The sequence below is a fragment of the Devosia sp. Z6_126 genome (assembly GCF_058133495.1).
This window is the reverse complement of record NZ_JBYUNO010000002.1, coordinates 25,004-41,427: the sequence shown is the minus strand read 5'-3', so window position 1 is coordinate 41,427 and position 16,424 is coordinate 25,004. Positions and strand designations below refer to the sequence as shown.

Genomic DNA, 16,424 nt, shown 5'->3' with positions numbered 1-16,424 from the left:
GATGGCAGCCGCGACCAAGCTCGTTGCGACGATCCTAGGCTGCGGCTCCTCGGGCGGCGTGCCGCGCGTGGGCAATAATTGGGGCGATTGCGACCCCAGCGAGCCGCGCAACCGGCGTCGTCGCTGTTCGCTGCTGATCGAAGGCTGGAGCGAGGGCAGCACGGAGCCGACGCGCATTCTCATCGACACCGGCGCCGATCTGCGCGAACAACTGCTCGAGGCGCAAGTTGGGCGGCTGGACGCCGTGTTCTATACCCACGAGCATGCCGACCACACACACGGCATCGATGATCTGCGCGTACTGGCGCTGCAGAACCGCCGGCGGGTGGATGTGTTCTTCACCCCTGAGTGCGGGCAGCGGTTGCGCGAGGCCTTCGGCTATTGCTTTGCCACGCCCAAGGGTGGGGATTATCCGCCAATCCTCAACGCCCATGAGATCGAGCCCGGGGAAGGGCTGACCATTGACGGTCCGGGTGGGAGCATCGACATTACCGGCTTCGAGCAGGAGCACGGCAATATCCGCTCGCTCGGCTTTCGCGTCGCTGACTTCGCTTATTCCTGCGATCTTTCGGGCATTCCAGGCCAGTCCTTTGCGGCGGTGTCAGGGCTGACGTCCTGGGTGATCGACGCGCTGCGCCCGGCGCCGCATCCCAGCCATTTGAGCCTGCCCGAAACGCTCGAACTGATCGAGCGCTTCGCGCCAAGCCAGGCGGTACTGACCAATCTGCATATCGACCTGGACTACCACGCCACCGAAGCGGGCACACCCGACAATGTCACGCCAGCTTTCGATGGCATGCAGATCGACATGGTGAGCGGCGAAGTGCTCAATCGCTGACTGAGCCTGCAGGCGCCTCGCGTTCCCAATACCACGCGACATACATGGCCTTGCGATCATGGCCGCGGCTCTTGAGGAATGAGCGCACGGCGCGGACATCCTGCTTCTCGCAGGCCACCCACACATAGGTCTGGCTATCAACCGCGCCGAGGGCTTGCTTGATTTCGCCAGCGAAGGTGCCCTGGCTTGCATCGGGATAGGTCTTGCGGTGCAGCCAGCGGATATCGAGCGCGGCGGCGGAACGGAGTTCTTGCTCTTCGCTCTCGTCCCAAACCTCGATCAGGGCTTGCAGGCGCGTTCCCGCCGGCGCTTCCTCCGCGATGTGTGCAATGGCTGGCAAAGCCGCTTCGTCTCCGGCAAGGAAGATCGAAGCGCCCTCCGGCAACTTGCCGCTGGATGGGCCCAAGAGAGCCACTTGCATACCGGGCACTGCATCGCGCGCGAAGTCCGCGCCCGGCGTTTCGACGCCTGGTGCGGGGTGCTGCAAGAAATCGATCCAGAGTTCGCCGCGCTCGGTGTCGACCGCCCTGATCGTATAGGCGCGAACAAGCAGCGCATCATCACCCTCAGGCCAGTTCACCCGGCCATCGCGGCGATAGCTGGGCCAAACCGGCGGGCGGTTCTGTGGCGGCACCAGGAGTTGCACATGCATTTCTCCGCCAACAAATGGGCTAACATCGGCGCAGCTGAATTTCACGCGCCGCATGCGGGGGGTGATGTCCTCGGCGACCGCCACCGTGACATGGTGCAGGTTCGGTAGGGTCAGGGGCTGGGCTGGCTCGGACCATTCCAGCGCGAATGGCTCCTTGCCGGCGAAATAGAACAGATGCTCCGCCAGATCTGTGCGGCTCATTTCCAGCGCCAGGGGCGTGGGCGCGGTCAGTTCGATCAACAGTTTGCCGGCATCGGCCCGGATGCTGGCCAGGCCGGCTTCATTGCGCAACAGCGCGAAATTATCCAGCCGCTGCACTTCGGCGTGCTCGACGAAATGCTCGCAGATTTCCTCCAGCATCCAGATCGGATCGCTCGGAAGCGCCACGCCTGAAAGCTTGTATTCCTGCAAAGCGATCATGGGGAGGTCTCCTTGAAGCGGTGGTGGGGGTTGCAATGGGTTGGGGGCGGGAGCGTGCCGTGCCGGCCGATGGGCAGCATGATGGGGCGCCCCGAAACTGGGTCGGTGATGACCTGGCTCGCGATGCCGAACACCTGCTGGATGGTGGCTGGTGTCACCACCTGATCGGGATGGCCGATCACCTGCACTTGCCCGCCGGCCATCGCCACAAGCCAGTCAGCGTAGCGAGCGGCGAGGTTGATGTCGTGCAGCACCATGACAATGGTGGTGCCGCGCGAGCGGTTGAGGTCGGTCAGGAGGTCAAGCACTTCGATCTGGTGACTGATGTCGAGAAAGGTGGTTGGCTCATCGAGGAGCAAAATGTCGGTTTGCTGCGCCAGCGCCATGGCAATCCAGACGCGCTGGCGCTGTCCGCCGGACAGCTCTTCGATCGGGCGCTCGGCCAGTTCAGTGGTCCTGGTCGCAACGAGGGCGTTCTCGACCGCTTCGTCGTCCTGCCGGGTCCAGCGCGCGAACAGCCCCTGGTGTGGATGCCGGCCCCGGCTCACCAGATCGGCCACGGCTATGCCTTCAGGCGCAATGGGCGACTGGGGCAGCAAGCCAAGTGTTCGGGCGAGCTGGCGCGGCGGGGTCTGGTGGATCGCCTTGCCGTCCAGCACCACTTGCCCGCTATGGGGAACGAGGAGGCGGGACATGGCGCGTAGCAGGGTGGACTTGCCACAGGCATTGGCGCCCACGATCACCGTGATCTGCCCCATCGGCACCTGCAGATCGAGGCCATGGAGGATCTCCGTCTCGCCATAGCGAGCCCGAAGCTTGTCGACCGTGAGGGAATGGCGCGTCACAACGTGCCTCCAGTGCGGTTGGTCCGCACGATGAGGTAAATCAGGTAAGGCGCGCCCAAGGCTCCGGTGACCACACCGACAGGATAGCGGGCGGGCAGCAGGAATTGCCCGGCATAATCAGCACCCAGCACCAGCAATGCCCCCACCAGCGCCGCCGGAACGAGCAGCGACTGGCGCGGGCCCCCGATCCGGGCCGCAATAGGTCCGGACAGGAAGGCCACGAAGGCGATTGGGCCGGTGACTGCGGTGGCCGTCGCGATCAGGCCCACGGCCGAAATGATCACCAGCACCCGCGTCTGCGAAACGCGTACGCCAAGGGCCGAGGCCGTGTCGTCACCCAGCCGCAGCAGATCAAGCTCGCGGGTGAGGAGGAGCAGCACGCCACCAAACAAGGCGAGGGCTCCCAATACAGGAACGGCCTGAACCAGTTGGACGCCGTTGAGGCTGCCAGAGAGCCAACGCAGGGCCTCCTGCAAATTCCAGTCCGGGGCCTGCGTGAGGAGATAGGCAACCATGCTTTCCAGCATGGCGGAAACGCCGATGCCCACGAGGATCAGCCGGGTGCCCGCGACCCCGTTGCGAAAGGACAGCCCGTAAACGAGGAGCGCGACCGAAAGGCCCGCGCCAACGGCAAAAAGGGATACGACGGTTCCCTTGAGCGAGAGCACGACGATCGCGAACACGGCGGCGGCACTGGCGCCCGAACTGATGCCGATGATGTCGGGGCTGGCCAGGGGATTGCGCAGCATGATCTGAAAGGCCGCGCCCGCCATGCCAAAGCTCAGGCCGGACAAGATTGCCAGCACGCCGCGCGGCAGGCGCAACTGCCCGACGGCAAAGCTGGCGCCGGCCACATCCTCGCCGAGCAGCACGCGCAGCACATCGGCCGGCGGCGTGAAGGATTGGCCCAATGTGAGGGTCAGCACGAAAAGAGCCCCGAGGACGGCGAGCAACCCGGCCGTGACGGTCGCGTGGCGGGCCATGCGGTTGCGCCGGCTGGCGGCGAAGCTGAACGGAGCGGCGGCGAGCACGGTCACAGCTCCCGGATACGTTGGCGGCGAACCACCCAGATGAAAAAGGGTGCGCCGACCAGGGCCGTGATGATGCCGACATCGAGTTCGGCGGGACGGGCGACAATGCGCCCGACAATATCGGCCAGCACCAGCAGGCCTGCGCCGCCGATGGCCGAAAGCGGCAGCAGCCAGCGATAATCGGAGCCAAACAGCAGGCGGCACAAATGCGGCACCACAAGGCCGACAAAGCCGATTGGACCGCAGGCGGCCGTGGTGGCGCCGCAGAGCAGGATGGCCCCGAACGCCCCCACCGCCCGGATCAGGGCAACGTGCTCTCCCAGGCCTGCAGCCAGGTCATCGCCCAGAGCCAGGGCGTTGAGCTTTTTGGCGCAAAGCAGGCTGACAATGAGCCCGACCGTGAGGAAGGGGAGCACAACGAGGATGCGCTCGAAGTCAGCGCCGCCAACCCCGCCGATCTGCCAGGAGCGGATGCCGCCGGCGATGTCGTTGCGCGGCAGCACCACGGCGGTCACCAGCGAGGAAAAGGCAATCGAGGTTGCGGCACCAGCCAGCACCAGCTTGAGTGGCGTCGCGCCGCCGCGGCCGAGCGAGCCGATGGTGTAGACCAAGAGGGCAGTGCCGCCCGCGCCACCAATTGCTGCCCAAACAAAGGCCTGGGTCGAGCTGAGGTTGAACCAGGCAATGCCAAGCACCACCGCCAGCGCAGCCCCGGTATTGACGCCCAGGATACCCGGATCAGCCAGGGGATTGCGGGTGATGCCTTGCATCACGGTACCGGCAAGGCCAAGGGCGGCGCCGCTCAGCAAGCCGAGCAAGGTCCGGGGGATGCGCAGCGTGACCGAGGCCTGGCCGATCGTGTCTTCATGCCCGAGCAGGGCTGCAGTGATGTCCGCCCCGGAAACCTCGCGCGAGCCCACGGTGATCGAAAGCACGCAAAGCAGCGCCACGAGTGCAACACCGGCGGCCAGCCACAGGCTGCGTTGGCCACCCGATGGGCCAAACAGCTTGGGGGGAGCGGTCGTTGACGCGCCGGACACTGTCATTGCAGCTTTTCCGCCGCATCCGACAGCAGCGCCAGGTAGTCGTCGAGAATAAAGGAGATCGAAAGCGGGGTCGGATTGGCCGCGGTTCCCGCGGGATCGGAGCCCAGAACAACCAGTGCACCCCGCGCAGCCGCCGGCATCTTGGAGATCAAGGAATTGGCTTTAACGGCATCCACCAGCTGCTGATCGCCATAGGTGACGAGGATATCGACGTCGTTGAACATGTCGATCTGCTCAGCACTCACGGAGCCCGAGTACTTCCCGGGAAGGGAGGCATTGGTGACGCTTTGAGGGGATTGCAGCCCCAAATCCGCGAAGAATTTCACCCGCGTGTCGTTGGCCGTGTAGAAATTGATGGTGCTGAGGTCAAAGGCATTGAGATGGGTCACGAACATGGCCCGCTTGCCGCGCAGGTCGGGGTGAGCGGCGGCTGCCTCGGCGATCTCGGCCTCGATGCCGGTGACCAGCGCTTCCCCTTCGGCGCCCAGGCCGAGCGCCCGGCTGTTGAGGCGGATCATCTCGCGCCACTCGGTCGACCATGGCGCATCGGGATAGGCGACCACGGGAGCGATTTGGCTCAGCATGTCATAGTCCTGCTGGCTGAGCCCGGAATAGGCGGCCAGGATCACGTCGGGATCGGTTGCGGCCACAGCCTCGAAGTCGACCCCGTCGCCCTCGTCGAACAGCACCGGCGTTTGCGCGCCGAGTTCCTCGAGCTTGTTGGCCACCCAGGGCAGCACGCCATCAGCATTGTCGTCGCCGAAATCGGCGCGGGCAAAGCCCACGGGCACAATGCCAAGCGCCAGCGGCACCTCGTGATTGGCCCAAGCGACCGTCGCAATGCGCACTGGCTTGGCGGGAATCACCGTGGTGCCCAGGGCATGCTCGATGGTGAGGGGAAAGCTGGCGCTTTCCTGCGCCATGACGCCGCCGGCAGCGCCAGTAGCGCTCCACGCCATAATGAGGATCGCAGCAAAACGAGGCAGCCGCAGCATCGGCATAGTCCTTCAGGTATAAAGCGGACTGTCCATGTCAGGTTTGACGGTGCGGCGTCAACCGGCGAAATCGCACCACCAGCAAGATTTTGAAATTGCCGATGAATTGCCACGCATTGGTCGGCTTTGCTAAAACCGGAGCATAGCAGTCAGCTTACCAGCGAGCCACCGAAACCGGCCGGATCGCTGTTGAACCAGTATCATCCGGATTGAATTGGGTACGACTATGGGCATTGAGGGATACGGCGAAACGAGCAAGCGCAAGCGGGGGCATTTGGGGATCCCCATGCTGCTGGGCTGCACGGCCCTGGCGGGCATGGTGCCCAGCCTCGTTTTTGCGCAGGACACCGTTGGCGCCGGCTCAACCCTGGTCCTGCCTGCCATTACCATCGAGGGCCAGGCCCAGAATAGCGACGATGACCGCGCCTCGATCGTTGCGCGTACCACCACCAGCGGCTCCAAACTTGCGACCCCGATCCTCGACACCCCCGCCACGGTTTCGGTGATCACGGCCAAGGAAATCGAGCGCCGCGACGCCGAAACGGCCGAAGAGATCCTGCAATATACGCCCGGCGTGGTCACCGACTTCTATGGTTCGGATGGTCGCTTCGATTACTTCAAGATCCGCGGGCTCGATGCTTACGCCTATCGGGATGGCCTTGGCATCGGCCGGCCGTTCCTGGGCGTGCGCGAGGAGCCTTATGCCTTTGAGCGGGTGGAAGTGGTCAAGGGCGCCAACTCCACCGCATTCGGCCTCGGCGACCCCGGCGGCTCGGTGAACTATGTCAGCAAGACCACCAGAAGCGAGAAGTTCGGCGAGGTCTTTGTGACCGGAGGTTCGTTCGGCCGGGGCGAGATCGGCGCTGATTTCGGCGACAATATCACCCCCGATGAGACGCTCTCCTACCGTGTCACCGGCAAGCTGCGCCTGGCCGGTGACGAATATGACTATTCCAATGACGACGAGGCCTTTGCCATGGGCGGCGTCACCTGGCGCCCAAGCGACGCCACCAAGTTGACCGTTGTCTACGACCACCTCCGCAAGCGGAATTCGCCCAATAGCGGCGGCCATCCGGTGGGCACCGACTTTGACCGCGACGTGTTTTTTGGCGAACCCGACTTCAACTACGCCACGCTTGACCGTGACACCGTGAGCCTGATGTTCGACCACGATTTCGGGTCGGGCCTCACTTTCAGCTCCAACGCGCGCTATTCCAACTCAGCCAGTGACTATGGCTACGCCTATATCTCGGGCCCAACCACCGGCACCGTAGCGGCCCGCGACTTCGTGGCCAGCGAAGGCAGCCGCGAACACTTCATCATCGATGGGCGCCTGCAATACGAGGCTAGCCTAGGCGATGTCGATTCCCGCACGCTCCTCGGCGTCGAGCACAATGACGACAACTTCACGAGCAAGGGCTTTTACGGCGCTGCTCCTGGCATTGATTGGACGGACCCGGTTTATACCGGTGCGCCCCAAGTGCTGCCGATCTATGCCGATGCGGCCTACAACACCAAGGGCAACGCGATCTATCTGCAGCAGGAATTGACCTTCTCCGATAGCCTGATCGCCACAGTCGGCGTCCGCAATGATTGGCTCGATCTGGAGCAAACCGACAATCTCAGCGGCACCACCTTTGGCGGTGACTTCAGCGAGTTCACCAAGCGCGCCGGCCTGGTCTACAAGTTCACCCCGGAAGTATCGGGCTTTGTCAGCTATGCCGAGTCGGCGGTTCCGGCAGCGCCTTATGGCACGCCCGTCACCACCCTTGCGCCCGAGCGCGGCCAGCAATGGGAAGTGGGCGTCAAATACCAGCCTGAGGCTTATCCGGCGCTGTTTACCGCTTCGCTCTTCAGCCTGTCCAAGGACAACATCACCGTCACCATACCGGGAACCCCGCCGACGCAGGAAACCCTGGGCGAAGTGAGCGTCACTGGCATCGACCTCGAGGCCAAGGCCGAGCTGATGGAAAATCTGACGGTCACCGCCGCCTATAGCTACATGATGTCGGAGATCGTGGAGGATGGCGCCACGGGCAATGCCGGCAACGAGCTTTCCCGCGTGCCCAACCACCTCGCTTCGCTTTGGGTTGACTACACCATCCCCAGCATCGGCAGCCTGGGTGAGATCACTCTTGGCGCCGGCGCGCGCTATACCGGCGCCTATTACATCGACGACGCCAACACGACCAAGGCCGATGCGGCCATAATCTTCGATGCTGCCCTAAACTATGAGATCCAGGAAAACACGACCCTGCAGCTCAATGTCAGCAACATCTTCGACGAAAAGCATGCCGCCCAGAAATATGTCGGCGGCTTTGGCGCCACCTTCTACAATCCCGGCCGCACCATCAGCGCGACCCTCAAGCAAACCTGGTAAGCTATAACTAACGCCCACCCGCTGGTTAAGCGGGTGGGCACGGCCTGTTTCTTGATGCGTTGACCTTAGCGGGAGCCCCACCAGACGATAACCGCTCGAAGCGGTTCGAAATTGTTCGGTTGGGAGGAGATCGCAAGTTCAGCGCCGCGGCGGCGGGCGACGTTGCTACAGCATTGTCCACACACAACTTTTGCCCGCAGCAGAATACCTCCTTGACACTGCAGGGCGAACGCGACAGCCTTCCGGTAAAGGTCAGACCGCTTCCTGGGAGGCAGGCGGTCATGGCTAGGAGGATATAGCGGCGATGCCAAGTCAGGCCGTCGAACCACGCCGGGTTTATCGGCAGATCGCAGACCAGCCACGCCAACGGATAGACGCCAGGGACTTCTTGGCGAGCGACCGGTTGCGGTATCGCTATGGTTGGCTTGACATGTGGCGCGCCACCGTCTGCGGGGCGCTGCTTACGCCTGCAGCTGAAGTGCGGCGTTCGTGCAACCCATTCCCGCCCAGGATTCCAGACCCGCAACACCGACGCAAAGGTGTCCGCTGCTGTCGGAGACCCGATGCTCGGAAAACTTCGGGTAAATTACCTCAGCGAAGGGGCAGGGGCTAGTCACGCGCCGGGAGGAGACTTGGCGCAAGAAGTCAGACCAAAAACAAAAGGGAGGTTCACTGTGTTGAAAAAATACGCCGTTCTACTGGGCACCATTGCTGCAGTCGCGCTGCCAATCGCGTCAGCTTCGGCCCAAACTGCGCTGAAATGGGCCCATGTCTACGAAACCTCCGAGCCCTTTCACACGGAATCGGTGTGGGCGGCGGAAGAGATCGAGAAACGCACCGATGGCCGCTACACCATCGATGTGTTTCCGGCCTCGCAGCTGGGCAAGGAAACCGACATCAATCAGGGGCTTACCCTTGGAACGGTTGATATCATCATTTCCGGCTCAAGCTTTGCCGCCCGGGAGTTTTCGCCCATCGGGGTGACCTATTTCCCCTTCATCTTCCGCGATGCCAACCATCTGCTCGCCTACACGCAAAGCGATAAGTACAAGGAACTGACGGCCGGTTACGAAGAGGCGTCAGGTCACCACATCGCGTCCACTACCTATTACGGCACGCGGCACACCACATCCAATCGGCCGATCGAGAAATGCGCGGACATGCAGGGGCTCAAGATCCGGGTTCCCGATGTGCCAGCTTACCTGGCCATGCCCCGTGCTTGCGGCGCCAACACGGCACCCATTGCCTTTGCCGAAGTCTATCTGGCCCTGCAGCAGGGAACGGTGGAAGCGCAGGAAAATCCCCTGACCACCATCGACGCCAAGAAGTTCTATGAAGTGCAAAAGCACATCATCCTGACCGGACACATCGTTGACCATCTCAATACGATCGTGTCGCAGTCGCGCTGGGCGCAGCTCTCCGACGAAGACAAGGCGATCTTCACCGAGGTCATGCAGGAAGCCGCAGAGCGGGCCACCAACATTGTCGTCGAGCGCGAAGCGGAGCTTGTGCAAACCTTTACCGAGCGTGGCCTGACGGTCACCGAGGTGGATCGCGCCGATTTCGAAGCCAATGTCATGCAGAAAGTGACTTTCGAGGAGTTCGGCTATCGCAAGGCCGATTGGGAGGCGATCCGCGCCATCCAGTAGTTCGCGAACAAGGCAGGCCCGGCAGCACAAACCGCGGCCTGCTTTTCCGCCCCCTTGCTTTCGGAGCTGCGGCGAATGAGCCAAGAAACCCACACCCAGATTTCCGCCGAAGAACTCTCCAGCGCTTTCCAAGAAGACACTGCGCCGATCGATCTCAAACAATATGCCTGGGAAGATTGGATCACCCTCGCCGTGTTCTGGGGCATGTCCCTTTGCGTTTTCCTGCAGTTCTTCACGCGCTATGTGATGAACAACAGTTTCGCCTGGACCGAAGAGATCGCGATCAACTGCCTGGTTGTGGTGGTGTTTCTGGGCGCAGTGATGTGCACCCGAATGACCCGGCACATCCATGTGGATGTGATTTATCACTATCTGCCTGCGGGGGTTGGGCGTTGGCTGGCGCTTGCGGTCAACCTGATCACCATCGCCTTCTTTGCCTACATGACCTGGCTGTTCTGGCGCTATGTCGGCATCGTCCATGACGAGCGCATGGTCACCATCGACCTGCCGCGCAATGTGGTGTTCTACGCCGTTCTGGCGGGTTTTGCCTTGATGACGGTGCGCGCCGTCCAGGTGTTCGTCGGCAATATCCGGCGAGGCTATTCGGTGCTGGAGCGGCCAACCGCCTTTGACGGGCTGGGGGAATAAACCATGCTGCTCCTGATCGGCGCCTTTCTCGCCCTGATGCTTATCGGCGTGCCCGTCGCAGTATCGATGGCGGGCTCCTCTCTGCTTTACCTGCTGGTTTATGGGGTGGCGCCCGACATCATCGCCGCCCAGCGCATGATCGCGGGCGTCGAGAGTTTCCCGCTGCTCGCCGTCCCGTTCTTCATTTTCGCCGGCAATCTCATGAACATAGCCGGCGTCACCGGGCGCATTTACACCTTTGCCCTGGCCCTGGTGGGCTGGATGAAGGGTGGCCTCGCGCAGGTGAACATCATCGGCTCGGTGATCTTCTCGGGAATGTCCGGAGCGGCGCTCGCTGATGCTGCGGGCATCGGCACCATCGAGATCAAGGCCATGCGCGAGCACGGCTATCCGGTCGAGGCAGCGGTGGGGGTGACTGCGGCCTCGGCGACGCTGGGCCCGATCTTTCCGCCGTCACTCCCCTTCGTGATCTACGGCATGATGGCCAATGTTTCGATCGGGGCGCTGTTCATGGCCGGTATTCTGCCCGGCGTGGTCATGACCCTGCTAATGATGGTCACGGTCGCCATCTTTGCGTATCGCCGGGGCTGGGGCTCGGACACGCCGTTCCAGTGGCGCAAGCTGGGTGCGGCCTCGGTTGAGATATTGGTGGTCGCCGCCTTTCCCTTGTTCGTCTACCTGCTGACCTGGGCGGGGCTATCCCTCAACCTGGCCGTAGGGCTGGCGCTGCTGGTCCTCATTGTCTGCGACTGGTATTTCGATTTTTCGGCCGTGATGGCGCTGATGACCCCGGTTATCCTGATCGGGGGCATGACCATGGGCTGGTTCACGCCTACCGAGGCCGCCATGGCGGCGGTGGTCTGGTCGCTGTTTTTGGGGCTGGTGCGCTACCGGACGATGACGCTGGCAAGCCTGGCCAAGGCGAGCTTTGACACCATCGAGACCACGGCATCGGTGCTGTTTATCGTAACGGCAGCGTCGATCTTTGCCTGGCTTTTGACCGTCAGCCAGGCAGCACAGGTGTTCTCGAGCTTCATCACCTCTTTGACCGACAACAAATGGGTGTTCCTGATCCTGGTCAACATCCTGATGCTGGTGATCGGGTGTTTTCTCGACACGATCGCGGCGATCACCATCCTCGTGCCAATCCTGCTGCCGATCACGCTGCTGTATGGCATCGACCCGGTGCATTTCGGCCTGATCATGACGCTGAACCTGATGATCGGGCTGCTGCATCCGCCGCTCGGCATGGTGCTGTTCGTGCTCTCGCGCATCGCCAAACTTTCGGTGGAGCGCACGACCATGGCGATCCTGCCCTGGCTGGTTCCCCTCTTGGTGGCCTTGATCCTGATCACCTTTATCCCCGCGATCAGTCTTTGGCTGCCGACGCAAATGGGACTGATCCGATGACCAATGAGCCCATTGCCGCGACGCTGTTCGGCGCCGAAGATCTTCGCGTCGTCGAGCACCCGCTCGGGGCACTGGCGCCCGGCATGGTCCGGGTGCGCTTTGGTGCCGGCGGGATCTGCGGCTCGGACCTGCATTATTTCCGCCACGCGCGCACCGGCGATTTCGTGGTCAATGCGCCGCTGATCCTTGGCCACGAAGTGGCGGGCGAGGTCGTCGAGATCAATGGGGCGGCGCCTGGGCTCAGCGTCGGCGACCGCGTGGCGGTTAATCCTTCCCGCTGGTGTGGCCATTGCGCCCGCTGCCGGGAGGGTCGCGCCAATCTATGCGAAAACATCTACTTCATGGGCTCGGCCTCAAAGACTCCCCACATGCAGGGCGGCTTTGCCACCATCTTTGACGCGACGCCGGCGCAATGCGTGCGGGTTGGGGAAGACGTTTCCTTCCAGGCAGCAGCACTGGCCGAGCCGCTCGCAGTCAGTTTGCACGCCGTGGCGCGAGCCGGGGAGATCGGGGGCAAGAACGCGATCATCTTCGGCGCCGGCCCTATCGGCCTGCTGGTGATGCTCGCGGCGCGCCTCAGGGGCTGCGGCCAGATAACGGTGGCTGACATCGCCCAGGCGCCGCTGGCTTTTGCCGACCGGCTTGGAGCGGACCGCACCATCGACCTGTCCCATGGAGAGGCGGAGTTGACCGCGCTGGCGGCCGAAAGCTCATTCGACATTGCCTTTGAGGTTTCCGGCACTGCAGCCGGGCTTGCTGCCGCCATTGCCAGTGTTCGGCGCGGTGGCACAGTGGTTCAGATCGGCAATCTGCCGGGCGGCACGATCCCGGTGCCGGCCAATGCGGTGATGAGCAAGGAAATCGACCTCAAGGGCACTTTCCGCTTCGGCGCCGAGTTCAACGAGGCCGTGGAGCTGATTTCCGCCGGGGAGATCGACGTGCTCAAGTTGGTGACGGCGGAACGATCCCTGGCCGCGGCAAATGATGCGTTTCAACTTGCCGCCGACCGCTCGCGCAGCGTCAAGGTCATGCTCACGGCGGACTAGGCGCAGAGAACCCTCGCAGCCACCAGGGCGAGCAGCTTCTCGTCGGCGAAATCCCTGGCAGCCATACTCGCTCCTGCGGCAACGAGTTGCTTAGGTTCAAGCCCGGTGGCAATGCCAATCGTGGTGATGCCGGCGGCGGTGGCCGACATGATGCCGGTGCGCGAATCCTCGAAGGCCACGCAGTTGGCCGGATCGGCGCCAAGGATGCGCAGGCCTTCGAGATAGGGCAGGGGGTGCGGCTTGCCATGAGCGAGTTCGTCGCCAATGACGACGTCCTTGAAGCGCTTGCGCACCCCGATGCTGTCGAGCAGCAATTCGGCGTTGGGACGGGGGGCGTTGGTCACCGCGATGGCGGGCAGGCCTTGCGCATCGGCCCAGTCGAGCAAGGCAAACAGGCCGTGCACGGACTCGACGCCCGCGGCAGCCAGGTCCCGGAAGAGCGCTTCCTTGCGCATCATGATGTCCCATTGGACTGCGGGCGTCTCGCCGGGGAAAAACCGCGCGCCGATGGCTTCGTTGGCCATGCCCTGCAATTCACGCCCGAAACGCTCCTTGTCGAACTGGTGGCCGTAAGGAGCAAAGGCCTGGTTGAAGGCCTTGAGGTGCAGCGGATCGCTTTCAACCAAGGTGCCGTCGATGTCGAAAAGCAGTCCGGAGCGAGGTTTAAGGGCCATTTTGTTTCATGCGTTCCAGCGCGGGGGTTAATCGTCGGCGGCTCGAGCGGTCGGCCGTGAGCCTGCTGTGGGATGCCTAGCGATGCTCCATGGACATGACTTTAAGCGTTTCCTCGCGGATGTCGGCGAGGACGTCCCGCTTGAGGGCTGAGAATTCGGGGCTGGTGACGATGTCGTAGCGGCGGGGGCGCTCCAGATCGACCTTGAGTTCCCGCTTGAGCCGGCCGGGCCGCGACGCCAGAACAACCACTCGGTCAGCCAGGAAGATGGCTTCCTCCACGTCATGGGTGACGAACAGCACGGTGACCTTGTGGTCTTCCCATACCTTGAGCAGCAACTCCTGCATCATGCCGCGGGTCTGGGCATCGAGGGCACCGAACGGCTCGTCCATCAGGAGCAGGGACGGCTTGTAAACGAGGGCGCGCGCAATGGCGACACGCTGGCGCATGCCGCCCGAGAGCTGGCGCGGATAGGCCTGCTCGAAGCCGGCGAGCCCCACTTCGGCGATGAACTGGCGCACCAGTTCAGCTTTTTCGGCCTTGCCCATGCGGCTCTTTTCGAGCGCAAAGAGGATGTTGCCCTCAACGGTCATCCACTCGAAGAGGCTATAGCCCTGGAACACGAAGCCACGGTCCCGGCCGGGGCCGGTCACCGATTTGCCATCGATAAGGACATCGCCAAAGGTCGGCTCGGTGAGGCCGCCGACCATGTTGAGGAGCGTAGACTTGCCACAGCCCGACGTGCCGACGATGGAAACGAATTCGTTGGGCGCGACGGTAAGATCGATGCGGTCGATGGCCAGGAACTCGTCGTCGCCCTCGCCAAAAATCTTGCCGACCGCATCAACGACGATCTTGGGGGTGGATACAGCGCTCATCGATTACCCGTCCAGCGGAATAGGGAGCGGCCCGTGCGTTTAAAGGCGTAGTCCGTCAGCAAGCCGAGCAGGCCGATAAACAGCGTGCCGAAGATGATGGTGTCGGTGGCAAGATAGCGCTGGGCGTCCATGATGCGGCGGCCAAGGCCGGTCTGGGCGGCAACCAATTCTGCAACCACGAGATAGGTCCAGGTCCAGCCAATGGTGATGCGGCACGTGTCCCAGATGGCGGGCAGGGCGGCGGGCAGGATGATGCGCCACAGGATCTCGGTATTGGAAAAGCCCAAGGTCTGGCCCGCACGAATGAGGTTGATGTCGATGGTCTTGACATTGTCCATCACCATCAGGGCCATCTGGAAAAAGGTCCCGAGGAAAAGGATCAGGATCTTCTGCTCGTCCCCGATGCCGGCCCACAGGATGGTCAGCGGGATCAGCGCCACGACGGGCATGTAGCGAATGGTCGAGATCAGCGGCTCAAGGGCGCCTTCGAACAGGCGAAAATTGCCCATGAGGATGCCAATCGGAATGGCCAGCAGCGCCGCACTCAGCCAGCCCACAAGGATGCGGTAGACGCTGACACTGGCGTCCTGAAGGAGAATGCCCGTGCTGATCTGCCGCCAGGCTTCCTCGAGGATGGCGTAGGGGCTGGGAAGAAAGAGGGGTTTGACGAGGCCCAGCGCCGTGACCGCCCACCACACCAACACCAGCGCAACCGGAACCACAAAGCCCGCGCCGTTGAAAACGCTGTCTGGAATGGATTGGCGCAGCTGCAACAGGCCGGCGCGGCTGCGGCTCTTGCGGCGATCGGTCCGGCCGGCAGCGGCGGCTTGGGCGATGCTCGAACTCTTGGGCATGCTGGTTCTTGTGATCCGGAGTGAAAGCCGGCGCTTGGGGGCGCCGGCCAGGGATTAGCGGCCGGCGGCCGCGTTGACCGCCGCAAGGTCGAGGAAATCTTCCCCGGTCGGCACGGTCTTGACGTCGTTCGGATTGGCCTGCTGCATGATACCGCCGATCTCTTCGACGGTGGCCTGGAACTCGCCGCCAAGGGCTGCGGCATTTTCAGCGAGGTCATAGAGGTGCACGCCGGCAAAGGCGGTGTTGAATTCCTCGATGGGGCTGCCGACGGCGTCAGCAATGATCTTGCCGCCTTCTTCCGGGTTGTCGCGCATGAAGGTCACCGCCTGGTCCCAGGCCTTGATGATGCCGACCAGGGCGTCCTGGTTTTCGGCAATGAAGCTTGCTTCGGCGGCCAGGACGTCACTGATCAGGCCCGGCTTTTCGCCAGCCGTATAGAGCACCTTGAAGTCCGGACCCTGCGCCAGGGCAGCGGAGATATAGGGCTCGTAGGTGACGGCAATGTCCACGCGGCCAGCGATCAGCGCCAGGCCCGCATCAGCGGCCGCCAGCGGGACAGCTTCCACATCGGCAATGGTAAGGCCGTTGGAGTTAAGCGCGTAGTTGATCAGCAGATCGCTGGTGGAGCCGATCTCATAGGCGACCTTCTTGCCCTTGAGTTCGGCGATCGAGGCAATGTTGTTGCCCGCCAACACGGCATCCGCCGTCGTCGAGCCGTCCATGATCATGAAGCCCTTGAGGTCCACGCCGTTGTTGATGTTGAGGATCACGGTGTTGGTGGCAGCCGAGATGACCTGGATATTGCCGCTGGCTAGTGCTGCCGCCATGTCCTGGTCCCAAGTGAAGTTGATAAGGTCAACTTCGACGCCGTTCTCTTCAAAAAAGCCCTTTTGGTCGGCAATCCAGAGCGGGCCATAGCCGAGCCAGGGCTGCACGCCGATCTTGATGGCCTCAGCATGAGCAGGAAGGGCGAGCGCCGTCATCGCCAGGCTCGCGAAGGCAATGGATGCAATTTTCATGGGCAATTTCCTTTGGTGGCACGCCGGTGAGCAATCGGC

The 16,424-nt window shown here is 62.8% G+C and carries 15 protein-coding genes; 6 read left to right on the top strand and 9 right to left on the bottom strand.

Annotation, left to right across the window (positions count from 1 at the left end; genetic code table 11):
- Position 1: 1 nt before the first annotated feature.
- Positions 2-838 carry an MBL fold metallo-hydrolase gene (locus tag AC3YOG_RS07025; RefSeq protein ID WP_489934600.1) on the top strand — a complete coding sequence of 279 codons (837 nt, stop codon included), beginning with the start codon at positions 2-4 and terminating at the stop codon, positions 836-838.
- Here AC3YOG_RS07025 and AC3YOG_RS07020 read toward each other — a convergent pair.
- Genes AC3YOG_RS07020 through AC3YOG_RS07000 form a run of 5 tightly spaced genes read right to left on the bottom strand, consistent with a single transcriptional unit; the run spans position 828 to position 5,827 of the window.
- Positions 828-1,910 carry a DUF2218 domain-containing protein gene (locus AC3YOG_RS07020; protein ID WP_489934599.1) on the bottom strand — a complete coding sequence of 361 codons (1,083 nt, stop codon included), beginning with the start codon at positions 1,908-1,910 and terminating at the stop codon, positions 828-830. The two genes, AC3YOG_RS07025 and AC3YOG_RS07020, sit on opposite strands and share 11 nt — an antisense overlap.
- The gene (locus tag AC3YOG_RS07015) at positions 1,907-2,755 is read right to left on the bottom strand and encodes an ABC transporter ATP-binding protein (RefSeq protein ID WP_489934598.1); all 849 of its coding nucleotides are present in this window, start codon (positions 2,753-2,755) and stop codon (positions 1,907-1,909) included. The genes AC3YOG_RS07020 and AC3YOG_RS07015 overlap by 4 nt, the downstream gene beginning before the upstream one ends.
- Entirely contained in the window at positions 2,752-3,738 is a 987-nt protein-coding gene (locus AC3YOG_RS07010) for a FecCD family ABC transporter permease (protein ID WP_489935256.1), read from the bottom strand. Before AC3YOG_RS07010 ends, AC3YOG_RS07015 begins: the two co-directional genes overlap by 4 nt.
- 50 nt (positions 3,739-3,788) lie before the next feature.
- Complete coding sequence (locus AC3YOG_RS07005; RefSeq protein ID WP_489934597.1) at positions 3,789-4,832, bottom strand: FecCD family ABC transporter permease; 1,044 nt, start codon at positions 4,830-4,832, stop codon at positions 3,789-3,791.
- Positions 4,829-5,827: an ABC transporter substrate-binding protein gene (locus AC3YOG_RS07000; RefSeq protein WP_489934596.1), complete on the bottom strand. Its 999-nt coding sequence runs from the start codon at positions 5,825-5,827 to the stop codon at positions 4,829-4,831. Before AC3YOG_RS07000 ends, AC3YOG_RS07005 begins: the two co-directional genes overlap by 4 nt.
- Before the next feature lie 226 nt (positions 5,828-6,053).
- Here AC3YOG_RS07000 and AC3YOG_RS06995 point away from each other — a divergent pair, with 226 nt between their 5' ends.
- The 5 genes from AC3YOG_RS06995 (at position 6,054) to AC3YOG_RS06975 (ending at position 12,960) form a co-directional block, all read left to right on the top strand.
- Positions 6,054-8,207, top strand: a complete 2,154-nt coding sequence (locus AC3YOG_RS06995) for a TonB-dependent siderophore receptor (protein WP_489934595.1) — start codon at positions 6,054-6,056, stop codon at positions 8,205-8,207.
- A gap of 674 nt (positions 8,208-8,881) precedes the next feature.
- On the top strand, positions 8,882-9,856 hold the full coding sequence (locus AC3YOG_RS06990; RefSeq protein ID WP_489934594.1) for a sialic acid TRAP transporter substrate-binding protein SiaP: 975 nt from the start codon (positions 8,882-8,884) through the stop codon (positions 9,854-9,856).
- Positions 9,857-9,931: 75 nt separating this feature from the next.
- Positions 9,932-10,504 carry a TRAP transporter small permease gene (locus tag AC3YOG_RS06985; protein ID WP_127753113.1) on the top strand — a complete coding sequence of 191 codons (573 nt, stop codon included), beginning with the start codon at positions 9,932-9,934 and terminating at the stop codon, positions 10,502-10,504.
- Between the two features lie 3 nt (positions 10,505-10,507).
- Positions 10,508-11,914, top strand: a complete 1,407-nt coding sequence (locus AC3YOG_RS06980; RefSeq protein ID WP_127753114.1) for a TRAP transporter large permease — start codon at positions 10,508-10,510, stop codon at positions 11,912-11,914.
- Positions 11,911-12,960, top strand: coding sequence for an L-idonate 5-dehydrogenase (locus AC3YOG_RS06975; RefSeq protein ID WP_489934593.1), 1,050 nt, complete (start codon positions 11,911-11,913; stop codon positions 12,958-12,960). Before AC3YOG_RS06980 ends, AC3YOG_RS06975 begins: the two co-directional genes overlap by 4 nt.
- Here the strand turns inward: AC3YOG_RS06975 and AC3YOG_RS06970 are convergent.
- The 4 genes from AC3YOG_RS06970 to AC3YOG_RS06955 form a co-directional block, all read right to left on the bottom strand.
- A complete protein-coding gene (locus AC3YOG_RS06970) occupies positions 12,957-13,634 on the bottom strand; it encodes an HAD family hydrolase (RefSeq protein WP_489934592.1) in 678 nt (225 codons plus the stop codon). The two genes, AC3YOG_RS06975 and AC3YOG_RS06970, sit on opposite strands and share 4 nt — an antisense overlap.
- Positions 13,635-13,710: 76 nt before the next feature.
- Positions 13,711-14,511 (bottom strand): ABC transporter ATP-binding protein, encoded by an 801-nt coding sequence (locus tag AC3YOG_RS06965; RefSeq protein ID WP_173087794.1) that lies wholly within the window; start codon positions 14,509-14,511, stop codon positions 13,711-13,713.
- Positions 14,508-15,365: an ABC transporter permease gene (locus tag AC3YOG_RS06960; protein WP_489934591.1), complete on the bottom strand. Its 858-nt coding sequence runs from the start codon at positions 15,363-15,365 to the stop codon at positions 14,508-14,510. The genes AC3YOG_RS06965 and AC3YOG_RS06960 overlap by 4 nt, the downstream gene beginning before the upstream one ends.
- 54 nt (positions 15,366-15,419) lie before the next feature.
- Positions 15,420-16,385, bottom strand: coding sequence for an ABC transporter substrate-binding protein (locus AC3YOG_RS06955; protein ID WP_489934590.1), 966 nt, complete (start codon positions 16,383-16,385; stop codon positions 15,420-15,422).
- Positions 16,386-16,424 lie beyond the last annotated feature (39 nt).